Below are 18,201 nucleotides of genomic sequence, written 5' to 3' on the forward strand. Positions count from 1 at the left end.
GAAGTTCTCTCTTATTTCTCTGCTCTCTCTGCGTCCTCTGTGGTTCGATCGAGCTGATGCAACTGCAAACAATATAAATTATAACTATCACCTCTTATGCTAAATCCGGATATCATAGCCCCTTTCTTTATGACACGGCGGTTGAAACCGCGTCTATAGAAACAAAGCCCCTTGCTTTATGACACGGCGGTTGAAACCGCGTCTATACAAACAAAGCCCCTTGCTTTATGACACGGCGGTTGAAACCGCGTCTATACAAACAAAGTCGGCCTGCGCCGACTGAAGAAATAAATCCGGTTTCAAACCCAAATTTGAGATTACATCTCAACTGCCAACTGCCAACTGCCAACTATCAACTGCCAACTGCCAACTGCCAACTGCCAACTATCAACTATCAAATATTATGATTCGCATATTATTGGTTGAAGATCGAGAACTCATTCGCAGCGGATTAAAAGCCTTGTTGGAAACTCAGCCCGATTTACAAATCGTCGGGGAAGCAGACAACGGACAGCGGGCGATCGAACAACTAGAAGTATTGCATACTCAATTTTTACCGCCCGATATCGTGCTGATGGATATCCAGATGCCGATTATGGATGGGGTAGAAGCAACTCAACACATCTGTCATCAATATCCGGAGACAAAAATTCTGATTCTAACGACATTTAACGACACGCAATATATTGCCGAAGCGATTCGCTATGGAGCCAAAGGATATGTCCTGAAAGATACGCCGGCGGCCGAATTAATTGAAGCAATTCACTGCATTTATAAAGGTTACACCCAGTTTGGCCCTGGCATTTTGGAAAAGATGGTCGCGCAAGTGAGTGCGCCCAAATCAAACAAACTCGAACTACCACCTGGCATGACCGAACTGACTGCTAGAGAACGAGAAGTGTTGCTGTTAATTGCTAAAGGGTCGAGCAATCGCGAAATTGCTGGATCGTTATTCTTATCGGAAGGAACGGTCAGAAATCATATCACTCATATTCTGGCGCGATTGAATTTGCGCGATCGGACTCAAGCCGCCCTCGTCGCGAATTCCTTCCTGTCTTGGCTGGAAAATCCGCTCCCGTGACAAATGTCATGGGTGATACATGACAATTCTCAGGTCTAGAACATCTCTCCTTGGCAATAACCTAGAACTATACAAACCGAGGGAAACCTCACCGACACACTCTAGAACTCAACCAAAGGAGAAAATGAGATGAACAATGTTTTTGGAACCGCAGGAAACGATATCCTGACTGGCGGACAAGAAGCAGATTACATCTGGGCACGATCGGGAAATGATACCGTTTATGGCGGAGCCGGCGATGTTCTCAATGGTGAAGATGGTAACGATGTTTTTATCGCTACAGAGGCGGAGGAAATTATCGGAGGTGCGGGCACTAACACCTTAATATCCAACTACAGCCAATCTAATTATGGTGTTGGAATTCACTTAAGGGCAAAACCTAGCCCGACTTTTAATATAATCAATCGGCTTGATTCTGCTCACAGCCGCCTGCTTAACTTCGACAGTATTACTGCGTTAAATGTCACAGGAACTCAATACGATGATATTCTAGATGGCTGGCTGTACAAAGTCACCCTGGAAGGCGGCGCCGGAAATGATGCTCTGTTGGGACAAACAGGTGTTTTTTCAGGAGGTTCGGGCACTGATACACTCACGGCTGAGTACAATCAACCCTATATTTATAACTACGGGGTTCATTTAGGATGGCAAGGAGAAAACACCGTCCGGCGGCGCGATAATGGCAGCGTTATCCTCACTCACAATGGAATTGAAACGCTCAATTTCACGGGAACGAATTTTGCAGATTACCTGAGCGGTCAAAATGGTGATGATGTCCTCGATGGTCGTGGTGGCAATGACGTTCTCGAAGGAGGTGCTGGCAACGATCGATTATTGGATGTCAGTGGTTCTGATACTTTGAATGGGGGAGAAGGAGATGACTATCTGTATACAGTTGCTGACGTGCAAGGTGCAGTCAAACAACTGTATGGAGGTCGGGGTGCAGATACATTCGTCATCGATCTCAAAAATCAGATTAATCTTGGCTTTGACTTTGATGTTGCCAAATTAGGTAATTTTGTCAATGCGATTACCTTGCCTGAAAATAACGGTCCCGATTGGAAGCGATTGGGTATCGACGTGGCTTTTGCTGCTGTAGGTGCGGGTGTGGGTGCAGTTCCGGTCGTGGGGTCGCTCTTCAATTTTTGGACTTCATTAGCTCAAACGGGTGTCGATACTTATTTAGACCAAGAGGAATTGCAAGCTCAGATCGACCAACAGATTACCAAGACGAACCAAGCTGTCAAACACTACGGTACTGCCGATTGGGGCAAAGTTTCCCCCCAAGGAAAGCGAGATGTCATCTACATTAATGATTTTCAGATTGGTCTAGATAACATCGTGTTGCCCCAATTACCTGCTGCCAATTATTTTTATCAGGTCGATCTCGTTGAGGGACAAGGCGGTGGAGTCTTTTTGTCCGTTCGCAATCCAGGACTCGAACAATTCAAGAATGTTGCTTTTATTGCCAATACCTATACGAATGTTGGCATCACCGATCTCCAATTTAAAGGGATCGTCGCAGACTTAATTCAAGGTTCGACGATCGGCACGTTTACAAAGACTCCGATCGTTGGAGACAACAATACTTCTGTCGCAGAGATTATCGGTGCGGGACGATCGACCTTTGCTAACGATAATATTCAGGCGAACGGCGGTGATGACGAAGTTTTTGGCTACTATGGCGACGATGTGATTCAAGGTGGGGATGGAAATGACACGATCTTTGGAGGTTCCAACCAAAACCCATCTTACATAACATTAGAGCCGGACTATGGGAATGATGGAAATGATATTATCAATGGTGGTGCTGGAAACGATGTCATCAAGGGTGAATCGGGAAATGATTTTATCAATGGTGATTCTGGTAATGATATTCTCAATGGTGGGCTGGGAAATAATACCTTAGTTGGCGGTAATGGCAACGATGTTCTCAGTAATGCACGTGGTACTGCCGATGGTGGTGATGGTACAGATACTTTAGTTGCAGACTACAGCCAGTTGAATAATGGTGCTGGCGTACACGTAGGATACAACAACCAAAATGCTATCTTCAGTCGCCTCAACGGTAGTATCGTACTCAATTACAGCAATATCGAACGGTTTAACGTAACAGGCACGCAATATGCCGATGTGTTGCTGGGTGGTTCTGGTGGTGATACCCTCACGGGTGGTGCTGGTAACGACATCCTAACGGGTGGTGCGGGTGCTGACAATTTCCGTTTTAATGCTCCCAACGAAGGTGTTGACCAAATTACCGACTTCTCAGTTGTCGATGATACGATTCAGGTCTCGGCGGATGCGTTCGGAGGTGGATTGACCGCAGGAGGCGCGATCGCCGTTACCCAATTCGTCGTCGGTGCTGCGGCTCAAACGACGAGCGATCGCTTTATCTACAACCAACAAACCGGAGCGCTGTTCTTTGATAAGGATGGTGTGGGTGGCGCGAATCAAACCCAAATCGCTACCTTATCAACGGGTCTGGCTATGACCAATAATGACATTTTCGTTGTCGCTTAATCGGTTAAATTTGTAGGTATTTTGTAGGTTGGGTCGAGGATTCGAGACCCAACCTTCATCTGCTTTGTTGAGTCTCGCTACGTTTTGGCAAAGCATTCAGGAATAGATTTTCAACTCTTCGATCGCCTGAGAATCAGAATCCCAGCATCACCAAAATTATTATCCCACCCAGTGGGGCGATCGCCCGTGACATTTGTCATGGCTCGATCGTGACATTTGTGTGATGCGATCGACCCAGCTCGAACGATATCTTCAATATATCAACTGCAACAAGCAATTATTTACATTCTGCACCTACACTTTCAGACCAACAATTCAACAAATAACGATCGTTCAAAACTATTCAGTTACAACTATTAGGAGAAACGATTATGGCTGCTGGAACCAATGGTAACGATGCTCTTTATTCCGATCGTCCTTCGACAATTCCTGGATGGCGTTTTGTCGGTTTGCAATACGATCCATATCTATCTGGACTCGGAGGTAATGACAGCCTGTATGGTGGAGCGCGCAATGATTTTCTGTCTGGAGGCGATGGTGACGACTTTCTGTTTGCCGCAGATGGCAGCGATTTTTTAAATGGAGATGCAGGCAACGATTTTTTGGATGGGGGTAATGGAAACGACAGCTTAAATGGTGGTACGGGTAACGACACGATGGTTGGTGGTGCAGGCGATGACTTTTACTCTGTCGATCGCCCTGAAGATCGGGTCATCGAAGCCTTGAATGGCGGCATCGATACAGTGGAAAGTTCGATCGAATACTATCAGTTAGGAGATAACGTCGAAAATCTGATTCTGACCGGAAATACGGCAAACTCGGGTATCGGTAACTCCCTTAAAAACCTGATGGTTGGCAATGGAGAAAACAATGCTTTGTTGGGGCTAGCTGGCAATGACACCCTATTGGGAAATGCAGGCGACGATCAGTTATCTGGTAGCGACGGCAATGACTCGATGGTAGGCGGTATTGGTAACGACACTTATGGGGTAGATGATATTGGCGATCTAGTCGTCGAAGATGCTGAAAGTGGCACTGATTCAATTATTGCCACTATCAATTACACCTTGAGGGCTAACGTAGAAAATCTGTACCTCGATGGTAATGCCACAAGCGGGGTGGGAAATAATCTCAATAACTTCATTGGACTTGCAAACACGGGCTCCGATCGTCTGGGTGCGAGCGAGCGAAACCTGGCTTTACTCGGAAAGGATGGTGATGACACCCTCGAAGGCAGTTCGGGAAATGACCTGTTACATGGTGGCACAGGTAACGATTTGATGCGAGGCAATTCGGGTGACGACATTTATGGAGTAGAGAGTGCGGGCGATATCGTTATCGAGCAGGCCGATAATGGCATTGATAAGGTTGTTGCTGCTATCAGCTATACGCTACCCGATAACGTCGAAAATCTGACACTGTTCGACAAAGAGGCGATCGCCGGTAGTGGCAATTCTCTAAACAATGTCATCATCGGTAACGATGGCGATAACAAACTTGATGGTGGTGATGGAGATGACACTATCTACGGTCAAGATGGTAACGATAATATTTCGGGTGGCAACGGCAATGATGTTTTGTTAGATATTTTAGATCCTACTGTGACTGCAACATCCGCAGCATCAAAAACCGATGCCGATATTCTGACAGGAGGTGCGGGGGACGATCGCTTTGTGTATACCCGCTTCAACGACGCAGGGGATATCCTTACCGATTTTGGCAATGGCAACGATGTATTGGATTTACGGCGAGATTTATTTGCCAATACAGGCAACCTTATCGGCGATCCCATTGCTGAAGGCTACCTGCGTCTGGTAAATGTAGATGGCAGTACACAAGTGCAAATCGACCTAGATGGAACTGAAAAAACCAGAGAATTCGCCACATTAGTCACCATTAAGGGCATGACACCCGACGGGTTGAAGATCGGTCAAAATTTCTTAGTTCCTACAAGAATCGGATTCATCGCACCAGCTCCTCAACCAGCTCCTCAAAGTGCAATGGGTATTGAAAACATTGCGAACTTGTTAGGCTGAGGCGATCGCAATTCGGTGCCAAGCGATCGACTTCGATGGTGTTGCGATCGATCGCCAATAGACAAGATTGCAAAAACAGGTAGGAACGGGCAAGATGCCCGTTCCACAAAAATATTTTTTTATATATAACGGGCATCTTGCCCGTTTCAAAATTTGATTGAAAAGACTTTTGCAAGAGTTCTAATCTACCGAAAACTTTTCCCTGCTGCGATCGCCCGTGACAAATGTCATGGGGCGATCGTGACATTTATCGGATGTGGAACATCTGGTTCGATCGATACCTTAAGACTATCGATACTCAATCGATCGCTACAAACCACACAACAAATAACTCAGGAGTAAAAACAATGGCAACTTTTAATGGCACAATTTCCAATGACACCATCGTGGGAGGATGGGGCGACGATCTGATTAACGGCAACGATGGTAACGATCTCCTAGATGGATTTTATGGCTTCGATACGATAAATGGTGGTAAAGGTGACGATACAGCCACCTATGCTCTGTATTTAGATGAAAATGGGGCTGGCATCCTCGCCGATTTGAAATCGGGGATCGTGAGTTTTCCAGGGAATTCCACTCAAAGTGAAACCTTAATCGATATTGAAAATCTGATTGGTTCTTGGGGTAACGATGGTCTCTATGGCACCGACCTCAATAACTCACTGATTGGGGGCTACGGTAACGACTGGCTCGATGGTCGGGACGGAAACGACAACTTACAAGGCGGTGGAGGTAACGATCGACTCCTTGGTGGAACAGGCAACGATACGATGATGGGGGAAGCAGGTGATGATTCCTACTTCGTCGAGAGTGTTCGAGATGTCGTCATCGAAGCCGTAGATGGCGGCAACGATACTGTTTTCACCTCACTTGAATCCTATACGATCGGGGAGAATGTCGAAAACCTGAACCTGGGATATATGGGAATTGCGGGTACAGGCAACCGCCTCAACAACCAAATTATCGGGAATGCTCTAGATAATGCTCTTTACGGGCAAGAAGGAGACGATATCCTGTACGGCAATGCTGGTGATGATGGTTTAATTGGCAACAGCGGCAACGATACGATGCAGGGCGGTATTGGCAACGACAGCTATTGGGTGGAACAGAGCGGCGATGTCGTTGTCGAAGCAGCGACAAGCGGCACGGATACAGTTTTTGCCACAGTCAACTACACCTTGGGAGATAACGTCGAGAATCTATACCTCATGCCCCACAGTAACGCTAGCGAAGGCATTGGAAACGACCTAAATAATGCGATCGGACTGGCGAACACTAGCTCCGCCGATCGGCTGGGGGGAAGTGGCGACCAAAATCTGATTCTCAGCGGTATGGGTGGTGATGACACCCTCTCAGGAGGTTCTGGGAAAGACTTGTTAACAGGTGGTGTAGGTCGCGATTTGTTGACTGGTGGTGGTGGGAACGATCGCTATGTATACAGCCAACTCAAAGATGCAGGGGATACCATCACCGACTTTGCGAACGGCGACGATGTGTTGGATTTACGCGACTTGTTCGCAAGTTTTGATGCGATCGTTGCCGACCCAGTTGCCACAGGCTATCTGCGTCTGACCTCCGTTGGTGGCAATACGCAAGTGGAAATCGACCCCGATGGCAAGAAAGGAAAAGCTGGATTTACCACGTTAGTCACGGTGAATGGGATTGCACCAGACCAATTGGGGATTGGGAAAAATCTTTTAGTGCCGATGCCACTTGCGATCGCCCCTGTAGCGCCACCATTGAGTTCGATCAATTTCCCGAGTTTGAGTTTGTAAGTTGTAGTGATGATTGATTGCGAGCGATGAATGAGATTTGTCATGGGGCGATCGTGACATTTGTCTGATGCGATCGACCCTGCTCAATTCGTATCTTAAAGATATCAACAACAACACGCAATTATCTACATTCTCTAACCGATAGGTCATTAGTTATTAGTCCGTAGTTATTAGTCATTGATATCGGTAATCGGGGCAATCAAAATTACGATCGCGCCGGGTTTAAAGGAGTTTAAAAATAACAGGAGTTTGGGATAGTGGGGTAGAGGTTTCGGATCGCTTGGTCGCATCTGTAAATTTACGTAACAGTCTTGTGTGATACGTAAAAAATTAGCTAGTTTTGAAAAATAGACAAAAATTATTTCAGGGCGATCGCGGATTGTTAAGTCAGAGTGACGAACTTGTCTGGGCTGAGTGTACGGATATTTGACCGATCGGCTCGGATTGTGAATAACAAGCAATAGGTTACGAAAAACTCAAAAAGCAGGCTTCTCGAACAGAAACTCCAGATTTATTCAAGAAGTTGAGTTCTGTATTGTTTAAACCAAAGTAAAATTATAGCGCAAAAATTATGGCTACTTTCACCATCACCAACGCCAACGACAATGAAAGCGATCCGGGTTCCCTGCGATATGCTATCAAACAGGCTAATACTCAAGCTGGTGCAGACACAATTATCTTCGACCCAAATTTCTTTGCCGTACCCAGGACGATCGTCCTTTCGGCACAACTAATCGTCAACGACAGCCTCACCATCAAAGGCACTGGGATAAATAACCTAACGATTAGCGGCGATGCCAACAACAGCGGCATCAACGAAAATGGCGATGTCCGCCTCTTCTTTGTCAACCAAGGCACCATTAACTTCAATAACCTCACCCTGGCAAATGGTCGGGGAAAAGGTGGTAACGGCGGCGGCGGTGGCGGCGGCATGGGTGGCGCGCTGTTTATTAACGGCGGTACTGTCGGCGTAAATAATGTCACCTTCTCAAATAACCAAGCAGTTGGCGGCAATGGCGGCACGAACAACAATGGCGGTGGAGGCTTTGGTGGTAGCGGTGGCTACGGCATTGGTGCTGGTGGCGGTGGCGGTAGCTTTGGCGGCAACGGCGTCAGGCCCTTTCTTAACACTAACACTGGTGGTGGCGGTGGCGGCTTCATGAGCGATAACGGTACTCTGAAGGACTACGGCGGCGGTACTCAGAAGGGCGGTAGCGGTACAGGCACCATATTTGGCGGTAACCCAGCAGGTAACGGAGGCAGTGGCTTCACGAACGGTATCGATCAGCAAAATGGTAGCACTGGTGGTGGTGTTGGTGGCGGTGGTGGCGGTGGCGGTGTTGGTAGCTTCGCGGGTGACGGCGGCAACGGCGGCGTTGGAGGCGGTGGCGGTGGCGGTGGCGTGAGCGACGACAATTTTGGTGGTTTTGGTGGCACAGGTGGCGAATTTGGGGGTGGCGGTGGCGGGGGTTTAGGTATTGCTGGTGGCATCGGTGGCAGCGGTGGCTTTGGCGGCGGCGGTGGCGGTGGCGGTGACGCTTTCGGTGGTGCCAGCAAGAGTCCCTTCAATTTTGGCGGATCGGGTGGTAACGGCGGCTTTGGCGGCGGCGGTGGCGGTGGCGGCGGCAGCAGCTCCGGCTCTGGTGGCATTCCCGGTAGTGGGGGAAACTTCGGCGGTAACGGCGGCAAGGGCGGCAACAACGCCGTGGGCAATTATGATGGCGGCGGTGGCGGCGGTGCTGGACTGGGGGGTGCGATTTTTATTCGCAATGGTTCCCTCGCCCTGGTCAACAGCAAATTTGTGAATAACACGGCAACAGGTGGGTTGGGCGGTATTGTCGCTGCCAATTCCAACGGCTCCTCAGGCGCAAATGGTCAAGGAAAGGGCGGGGCAATTTTTGCTGTGACTCCCAACCTCGCCAGTGCGGCTGGGGTGGTGGCGGCTCCAACGGTGACAGCGATTAACACTCTACCCAGCTTCAGCGGCAGCAGTGCGGGCAATGCTGCGGGGAGTGCTACCGACAACGGGGATGTGTTTGGCAGCATCAGCGTGGCAATTCCCGCACTGCTGCCGCCAGTAGCAGAAAATGATACCGCGATCGTCCGTGCGAACAATCCCGTCAATATTCAAGTCCTCTCCAACGACATCGATCCCGATGGCAACCCCTTAACGATTAGCCTAGTTACGAAGCCTACTCAGGGGACGGCTGCGGTGAACGACAACGGCACGCCCAACAATCCCAACGATGATTTTATTACCTACACTCCCGGTGCCAACTTCAGCGGCGACAGCTTCACCTATCGCGCCAGCGACGGCAAAGGATTCAGCAGCATTGCTACCGTTTCTGTCCTGTCAGATGTGGGAGTGAATTTTTTAGTGACCAATGCCAATGACAGCGGGAAGGGTTCGTTGCGACAGGCAATTCTCAATGCGAATGCTCATCCAGGTGCAGATACTATCCAATTTCAGATTCCCACTTTCTTGCAGATTCCTCGGTTCCCATTCCCGATCTCAACCCCGATCGCATTTAACAATCCTCAGACAATTAATCTTACTTCCGCTTTACCGATAATTACAGATAGCGTGACGATCGACGGTTGGAGTCAAGGCGGCCCCGGTTTCCAGGGTGCGCCGCGAATTGAACTCAATGGTGCAGCATCCAATTCGCCGATCGGACTTGACATTCAGGCAAATAATTCGATCGTCCGAGGACTGGCAATTAACCGCTTTTCCGGCGAAAGAGATCGGGATGGCATCAAGCTGTCGAACGTGGCTGCTGGCATCAAGCTATCGAATGGTGCAGCCAAAAACTGGATTTACGGCAATTATATCGGCACTGACTTGACTGGCAATATCGCTCGCAGCAACGGTGGCGATGGTATTGCGATCGAAAACGGGACAAACAATACGATCGGCGGTATCGGTACGGGACAAGGAAATACGATCGCCCACAACGAATCTGCCGGAGTTGCTGTTAACAAAGGCACGGGCAACGCCATTCTCAACAATTCGATTTTCAACAATAGCGGCTTGGGTATCGACCTCGGGACAACAGGAGTCACCCTTAACGATGCGGGGGATGCCGACACGGGCGCGAACAACCTGCAAAACTTCCCCCGATTGACCTTTGCCTCCTCCGATGGCAACAAAACGACGATCGCAGGAACTCTCAACAGTACCGCAAACGCCACCGTCCGCGTCGAATTCTTCTCTAACCCCAGCCCCGATCCGACTAACTACGGCGAAGGCAAAACCTTCCTCGGTGCCACTACTGTCAATACTGATGGCAACGGCAACGCCAATTTCACCTATAACTTTGGCAGCGGTTTATCCGTCGGTCAAATCATCACTGCGAGTGCTACCAACGATAACAATACTTCGGAATTCTCTCAAGGATTGGCGATCGTTTACCAACCACCAACGCCTTCTCCAACACCATTTCCGACGCCGAGTCCAATGACTCCGAAACCATCTCCGACACCATTTCCGACGCCGAGTCCAATGACTCCGAAACCATCTCCGACACCGACTCCAATCACATCTCCGACACCACCTCCAATCACATTACCGACACTACCTCCGCCACCACCTCCAATCACATTACCGACACCACCTCCAATCACATTGCCAACACTACCTCCGCCACCACCTCCAATCACATTACCGACACCACCCCCAATCACATTACCGACACTACCTCCGCCACCACCTCCAATTACATTACCGACACCACCTCCGATACTGACTCCGACACCATCTCCGGCACCAACTCCGACACCTTCTGAGGGCACCAATCGATCGCCCGTAGCAGCAGGTGACAGCGCTATGGTCATCTCTAAAAATCCTGTCAATATTAATGTCTTGGCCAACGACAGCGACCCCGATAGCGACCCTTTGCAACTGAGTATTTACAAACTTCCCAGCCACGGGAAAGCAACAGTCAACGATAACGGTACGCCGGACAATTTGCGAGATGATTTTATTACCTATACTCCGGATGCAACTTTTAGTCAAGGAGATATTTTTCAGTATCAAATCGCAGATGGTCGGGGCGGTGAGGATGTTACCAAAGTTGAGGTGAATGTTCCCACCAATCACTTACCAATAGCTAGAGGTGACAGTGCTATGGTCACATCTAAAAATCCTGTCAATATTAATGTCTTGGCCAACGACAGCGACCCGGATGGCGACCCTTTGCAACTGAGTATTTACAAACTTCCCAGCCACGGGAAAGCCACAGTCAACGATAACGGTACGCCGGACAATTTGCGAGATGATGTTATTACCTATACTCCGGATGCCACTTTTAGTCACGGAGATATTTTTCAGTATCAAATCTCAGACGGTCGGGGCGGTGAGGATGTTACCAAAGTTGAGATAAATGTTCCCACCAATCACTTACCAATAGCGAACGGTGATAGCGCGATCGTCAACTTTAACAGTTCCGTCGATATTAACGTTTTGGCAAACGACACAGATCCCGATGACGACCCCCTGACCATCAGTCTGGTAACGAATCCGGTGAATGGGACAGCAGTGGTGAACAACAACGGTACGCCTAACAATCCTAACGATGATTTCATTACTTACACTCCTGGTGCCAAATTCAGCGACGACAGTTTCACCTATCGCGTCAGCGACGGCACAACAAATAGCAACATTGCTACCGTCACCATCCTGCCAAATCTTGTAGTTAGCAATATCAATGACAGCGGGCCTGATTCGTTGCGGCAGGCAATTCTCAATGCTAATGCCTGGTCGGGACCTAACACGATTACTTTTAATATTCCCGGTAGTGGCATACAGACGATTCAACCGCTTTCGGCCCTCCCTACGATTACTGATGCTGTCACAATCGACGGCACAAGTCAGCCAGGATTCGCCGGCACTCCTTTAATTGAACTAAATGGAAGCAAAGCAGGGGCGGGCACGGACGGCTTAACGATCGCAGCGGGAAACAGTACCGTACAGGGGTTAATTATCAATAGTTTCCAGGGCAATGGCATCATTCTCAAAACCAAGGGCGACAATACTATCCGAGGCAATTACATTGGTACGGATACTCAAGGCACGATCGATCGTGGCAACAGTTTAAGCGGAATCGCGATCGTTGACTCTCCTAATAACAAAATTGGGGGAACGGCCCTTAGCAATCGCAACTTGATATCAGGTAACGACGGCAACGGCATCACCATCAGCGGTAACTCTGTCGGTAACTTGGTGACAGGAAACTACATCGGCACTGATATTACAGGCAAAGTAGCTTTGGGCAATACCCTCGATGGTTTGAGTATCAATGCCCCCGGCAATCAAGTCGGAGGGAGGACTGCCGATACACGCAACATCATCTCTGGTAACGCTGGCAATGGCATCACGTTTTTGGGCAATGGACTCGGTACTCACCTCCAGGGCAACTACATCGGCACGGATGTCAGTGGCCAAGCAGCTTTGGGCAACCTTGGGGATGGTGTATTTATTCGCAACACTTCGGAAATTACGATCGATTCTGGCAACGTCATCTCTGGCAATCAAAATAATGGAGTACGGATTTTAGGTGGAAGTGGCAACACTATCTCTGGCAACTACATTGGCATTGATTCCCTTGGCATCACAGACTTGGGCAACATCCAGAATGGTGTATTCATTGACAACTCGGGAGGCAATGGAATATTAGGTGGCAACGTCATTTCTGGCAACGATCGCAACGGCATAAAAATTATTGGGGTAAATGCCATCAACAACCGCATATCTGGCAATTATATCGGCACGAATGTCGTCGGCGACCCCGATTTGGGCAACAGCCAGAATGGAGTTAGCATCGAAAACGCCTCTGGCACTTTTGTGGGTGGAGATAGCTTGCAGACTGGCAATCGGATTGCTGGCAACCAGCAGCAGGGGGTATCGATCTCTGCCGCTACAGGAAATCAGATCCAGAACAACTCGATCTATAGCAACCATCAAAACGGGGTATCGATCATCGGTGCAGCATCTAGCGGTAATTCAATCCAAGGTAACGCGATCGAAGGTAATGCTAAATTGGGCATCGACTTGGGAAATGATGGTGTCACTGCTAACGATTCGGGCGACGCAGATTCGGGGGCGAACAACCTGCAAAATTTACCCACCCTCACCTCTGTGGTACGCAGTGGCAGCAATATCACGATCGCAGGTACTCTCAACAGTACCGCGAACGGCACTTTCCGATTGGAATTCTTCTCTAACTCCAGCCTCGAACCCACCGGATTTGGTGAGGGGCTGATTTTCCTCGGTTCGACTAATGTTACAGCAGACAGCAGCGGTAATGCCAGTTTTACTTATGCAGTCCTCGCCAACGGGATTAGCACCAATGAATTCATCACGGCAACAGCAACAGATGCCAAGAATAACACCTCCGAGTTTTCCAAAGGAGTCTCCGTCAATCGATCGCCCATAGCAACAGGCGACAGTGCGATCGTCAACTCTAACACAACCGTCAATATTAACGTCTTGTCCAACGACAGCGACCCCGATGGCGACCCTTTAAAACTGAGTATTTTCAAACCTGCAAATCATGGCAAAGCAGTTGTCAGCGACAACGGTACGCCGAACAATTTCAAAGATGATTTCCTTACCTATACCCCAGATTCTAATTTCAGCGGAGACGATATTTTTCAGTATCAAATCGAAGATGGTCGAGGTGGTTCGGATGTTACCAAAGTTGAGGTAACTGTTAAAGGAATTATCCCATCTATTCTGAACGGTACTCCCGATGCAGATACACTCACGGGCACCGACAGCAACGACATCATTAATGGCAACGGCGGGGATGATTTAATAGATGGTAAGGGAGGCAACGATTCCATCAACGGCGGTGCCGGCGATTTCGATCGCATTTTTGGAGGTGCAGGCGACGACAGCATCACCGACTCCGACGGCGTTAATCGTGCTGACGGGGGTACAGGCAATGACACCATCAACATCGCTTTTGCTGCCCCCCCGAACAACAACACCAATCCTAACTATATACCGCCTACTGAGGCTAAAATTATTGGTGGCATTGGTAACGACACCATCACCGTTACCATTAACAACAACGACTTTGCGATCGATCTCAAAGGCGATGAACCTACCAGTTCAAATGCTGATGGCAATGATGTAATTACCTTGTTAGGAATCTACGCCAGGTCAGTTGTGGACATGGGAGGTGGCGACGACACATTTCAGGGTGGTTTAGGTGATGACAATGTTACCGGTGGCGACGGCAATGATACATTAATTGGTGGCGGCGGCAGCGACCAACTCGCAGGCAATGCAGGCGATGACCTCTTGACTGGCGGTGCTGGTAACGATATGTTTTTGTTCCGAGCGAACAGTGCTTTTAATACTGCTGATTTCGGGATCGATCGCATTACTGATTTTGCGATCGGTAGCGACCAAATCCTCTTATCTCAAACCTCATTCGGCACAATTACGTCGGCTAATATTGCCTTTGTAAATAGCGATTTAGCCGCGGAAACCAGCGATGGTCTAATTGTGTACAGTCGCGCCACTGGCAACTTATTCTTCAACCAGAATGGGGCAGCAGTCGGTTTAGGAACTGGTGCGCTATTTGCCAAGCTTGACGGTGCTCCATCTCTGACAGCTAGCGACTTCCAGATTGTTATTTAACCAGGCGATCGTATAAGGTTTGTAGTGAGGACTTCAGTCCGCATCCTTCCATGGTATAAGGTTTGTAGTGAGGACTTCAGTCCGCATCCTTCCAAAGACTGAAGTCCGAACCCTCAAACCGATTATACTGGTGACTAGCGAATCGGGCGATCGAACTGCTGTACAGTTTTCCGCAAATAAACGCAGTGCCGCGCGCCCTGACTCGTCGGCGTGGTGAATGATTCGACTGACTCAAGCGTACCGCCCAAACGCTCGATCGCACTTTGCAACTCCGTCTCTTCCTCCACCGTCCAATTCCCCCGGTAAAGTACGGCCAAACCCTCATTTTTTAGAAAAGGCAGCGCGTATTTAGCACAGATAGAAGCTGCACCAACGGCCCTGAGAAATGCGATATCGTAAGCTTGTCTGTGCTGCGGTTGTCGGGCAATTTCATCAGATCTGCCCAGCAAAGTCGCAGCATTTTCTATGCCCAAAGACGGCAAAACCGTGTCCAAGAAAGTGATTTTCTTGCGAGTTGAATCCAGGAGAGTGACTGATAAATGCGGAAGGGCGATCGCAATTGGCAACCCTGGAAAACCGCCACCAGTCCCGATATCGATCGCTTTGAGCGGGGAGTCAACGGGAAAATCGTTATTTTCCGCCGAATTGTGATTAACCCGCAGCAATCTCGCAATTCCCCGCAGAGAATCCCACAAATGTTTTTCCCAAAACTCGACTGGCTCAGTAATTCGAGTTAAATTCAAGGAACGATTGCCTTCAACAATTAACTCATAAAGCCGCTGAAATTGTTGCTGCTGCGACTCATCCGGCTCCCAATTCAGCGTTTTTTGCCACAATTCATTCATTTGGGGCAACATCATAATTTCTGTCTGGTTCATCTTCTAATAACTATCGAAAGAACTAATGACTCATGACTAATGACAAGGTTTGCTAACGAGGACAGCAAGCAAGGCAGGACGTTCGCGAGCGGGGACGCTCGCACTTCTAATGACTAATGACTCATGACTGGTGACTACTGACTACTGCCTACTGACTACTGACTACTGACTTACACAACTTGCTTCCTTAGCCTCTAACTTCGTGCGATCGACCTCCTGCAAATCCCCGTGATCCAACGTCCAAAACTTATCAGCAACGCTCAACAAATCGCTAGCATCGTGAGTAACAATCAACAAAGTCCAGTGATTTTTCAACTTACCCAACAAGCTTACCAACTGTCGGCGCATCGACCAATCCAAACCCGCCGTCGGTTCATCCAAAAGCAGCAAATGCGGCTGGCGAATTAGCTGCACCGCCAGGGCCACCCGGCGCTGTTGTCCGCCGCTCAAAGCGTGGGGAGAAGCGCGCAGCGGCAAATGTGCCAACCCAACTTCTGTCATCGCTGAGTTAATTTGTTCTTGTCCCAATTCGGGATGTCCCAGTCGCAATTCTTCTAAAATTGTGCCCCCACAAAAATGTCTTTCTGGAAACTGGAACACTAAACCTCCTAACTGTTGCAAGTGTTCCGGTGTTAATTCTTGTTCGCGCCAGCGGATGTCGCCGCTAGTTTTTTCGGCTAAACCTGCTAATATTTCTAAAAGCGTACTTTTTCCAGAACCGCTGCGGCCCACAATCAGCCCCATTTGCTGCGATGGCAGTTCTAAGTTGATGTTTTTCAGAATAGCATTCGGACAGGCTGTAGGATGATAGACTAAGTTTTTTAGATAAAGCATTAACGTAATAGGGAATGGGGAATGGGGAATGGGGCATCGGGAATTGGGAATTGGGAATTGGGAATCGTGTCTCCCTCAGCTCTTGGTTGTGCTATTAATAGTTAAGGTTGTTTTTGGCTGGTGCCGCTCGCCCAAATTTATTTTACATAAATCTTTACAAAAAATTTGGTTTTTTTTCAGCCTTGGCGTTTGATATTTGACATTTTTTATGGTATATTTTAACAATGGAAATCTGTCCCTTCATATATATGAGAAGTCACACTCCCATTATTAAAATATACCGCAACAGCCACAAAAAATCAAGCAAATTTAACTCTTTTTTGCTAGCGGCCCGATAGTCTGAGAACGTAAATCTCTTGTTTCTAGTTTACAATATATTTCGTTGAGAAAATTGACAATGACGAAAAACCCTTTAGCATCGCTTGGCAAGCAAATGTTAAGTTATAAACAGACGGTGCGGGCGATATGTGCAAGTGCGATCGCCCTGGGCATCTGCATCAACTCGGCAGTAGCGGGCGATCCCTTCCGCACAAGCAACCCGCAGGCGATCGGGCCCAACACCGAAACCGCCTTCAGAACAATGTTTCAGCAAGGAAACTACAAACAAGCCAAAGCCCAAGTTCAACAAGCACTATCAGCCGAACCAAACGAGCCGCTAGCCTATGCAATGGCAGCCTCATTATCCTACATCGAGCAGGACTTAAACTCGATGAATACCTACGCGCAAAAAACCCGCGAAGTCGGTGAAAAATTAACTAAGACTAACCCCTTGCGCGGCAACATTTACACAGCAGCAGGTCACTTTCTAGAAGGAGCAAATGCCATAGCCAAAGAAGGAACAGCTAAAGGCGCGCCCCAAGCACTCAACAAATTGCGAGTCGTATTTCAGTACCTAGATGCCGCTGAAAAAATAGCGCCCAACGACCCCGAACTCAACCTGCTCAAAGGCTACATGGATTTAATGCTAGCCTCAAACCTGCCATTTTCCAACCCCAGCGACGCTATTAAAAGACTGGAAGAAAAAGCCTCGCCCCGCTACTTAGCTTATCGCGGCATCGCTGTAGGCTATCGAGATTTGAAAAAGTACGATCGCGCTTTAGAATTTGCCAACAAAGCACTCGCAGAAACACCCAGCAACCCCGAAATTCTTTATCTCAAAGCACAAGTCTTATTTGCTCAAGCCAAGACTCAATCCAACAACAAAACCCTACTTGAAGAAGCCCGAAAAAACTTCGATGCCGCCTTAGCAAAACCAGACCAACTACCGCGCAGTTTAGTAGCCGAAATCTTCTTTCAGCAGTGCAAAACCCGCAACCGTCTCGACAGCAAATCTCGCGACTGTGACCCGATGCGCGATAAAATTAGAGATGCAGATGGCATCTGGGGCCCGACGGCTTTACCACAATTATAGAAACACCAAAAAACT

At 48.5% G+C, this 18,201-nt stretch carries 9 protein-coding genes; 6 read left to right on the forward strand and 3 right to left on the reverse strand.

Features of this window, described 5'->3' with window-relative positions; all coding sequences use genetic code 11:
* The first annotated feature begins 403 nt into the window (after positions 1-403).
* The 3 genes from QUB64_RS14310 (at position 404) to QUB64_RS14320 (ending at position 5,637) form a co-directional block, all read left to right on the forward strand.
* Complete coding sequence (locus QUB64_RS14310; RefSeq protein ID WP_333274835.1) at positions 404-1,081, forward strand: response regulator transcription factor; 678 nt, start codon at positions 404-406, stop codon at positions 1,079-1,081.
* Positions 1,082-1,210: 129 nt separating this feature from the next.
* Positions 1,211-3,601 (forward strand): calcium-binding protein, encoded by a 2,391-nt coding sequence (locus QUB64_RS14315; RefSeq protein ID WP_333274838.1) that lies wholly within the window; start codon positions 1,211-1,213, stop codon positions 3,599-3,601.
* Between the two features lie 371 nt (positions 3,602-3,972).
* Positions 3,973-5,637, forward strand: a complete 1,665-nt coding sequence (locus QUB64_RS14320) for a calcium-binding protein (RefSeq protein WP_333274840.1) — start codon at positions 3,973-3,975, stop codon at positions 5,635-5,637.
* Here QUB64_RS14320 and QUB64_RS14325 read toward each other — a convergent pair.
* Entirely contained in the window at positions 5,564-5,884 is a 321-nt protein-coding gene (locus QUB64_RS14325; protein WP_333274843.1) for a hypothetical protein, read from the reverse strand. The genes QUB64_RS14320 and QUB64_RS14325 overlap by 74 nt on opposite strands.
* A gap of 100 nt (positions 5,885-5,984) precedes the next feature.
* Between QUB64_RS14325 and QUB64_RS14330 the strand changes: the two genes are divergently transcribed.
* Together QUB64_RS14330 and QUB64_RS14335 are read left to right on the forward strand one after the other, a co-directional pair.
* Positions 5,985-7,415 carry a type I secretion C-terminal target domain-containing protein gene (locus tag QUB64_RS14330; protein ID WP_333274846.1) on the forward strand — a complete coding sequence of 477 codons (1,431 nt, stop codon included), beginning with the start codon at positions 5,985-5,987 and terminating at the stop codon, positions 7,413-7,415.
* A gap of 571 nt (positions 7,416-7,986) precedes the next feature.
* A complete protein-coding gene (locus tag QUB64_RS14335; protein WP_333274849.1) occupies positions 7,987-15,063 on the forward strand; it encodes an Ig-like domain-containing protein in 7,077 nt (2,358 codons plus the stop codon).
* 134 nt (positions 15,064-15,197) lie between these two features.
* Here QUB64_RS14335 and rsmG read toward each other — a convergent pair whose 3' ends face one another.
* Both rsmG and QUB64_RS14345 read right to left on the reverse strand, forming a co-directional pair.
* Positions 15,198-15,923, reverse strand: coding sequence for a 16S rRNA (guanine(527)-N(7))-methyltransferase RsmG (gene rsmG, locus QUB64_RS14340; protein WP_333343335.1), 726 nt, complete (start codon positions 15,921-15,923; stop codon positions 15,198-15,200).
* 180 nt (positions 15,924-16,103) lie between these two features.
* Positions 16,104-16,775 (reverse strand): ABC transporter ATP-binding protein, encoded by a 672-nt coding sequence (locus tag QUB64_RS14345; RefSeq protein WP_333274856.1) that lies wholly within the window; start codon positions 16,773-16,775, stop codon positions 16,104-16,106.
* A gap of 397 nt (positions 16,776-17,172) precedes the next feature.
* Between QUB64_RS14345 and QUB64_RS14350 the strand changes: the two genes are divergently transcribed.
* A complete protein-coding gene (locus QUB64_RS14350) occupies positions 17,173-18,186 on the forward strand; it encodes a Sll0314/Alr1548 family TPR repeat-containing protein (protein WP_333274859.1) in 1,014 nt (337 codons plus the stop codon).
* Positions 18,187-18,201 lie beyond the last annotated feature (15 nt).

Source organism: Microcoleus sp. Aus8_D2 (assembly GCF_036702665.1).
Classification (GTDB): Bacteria; Cyanobacteriota; Cyanobacteriia; order Cyanobacteriales; family Microcoleaceae; genus Microcoleus.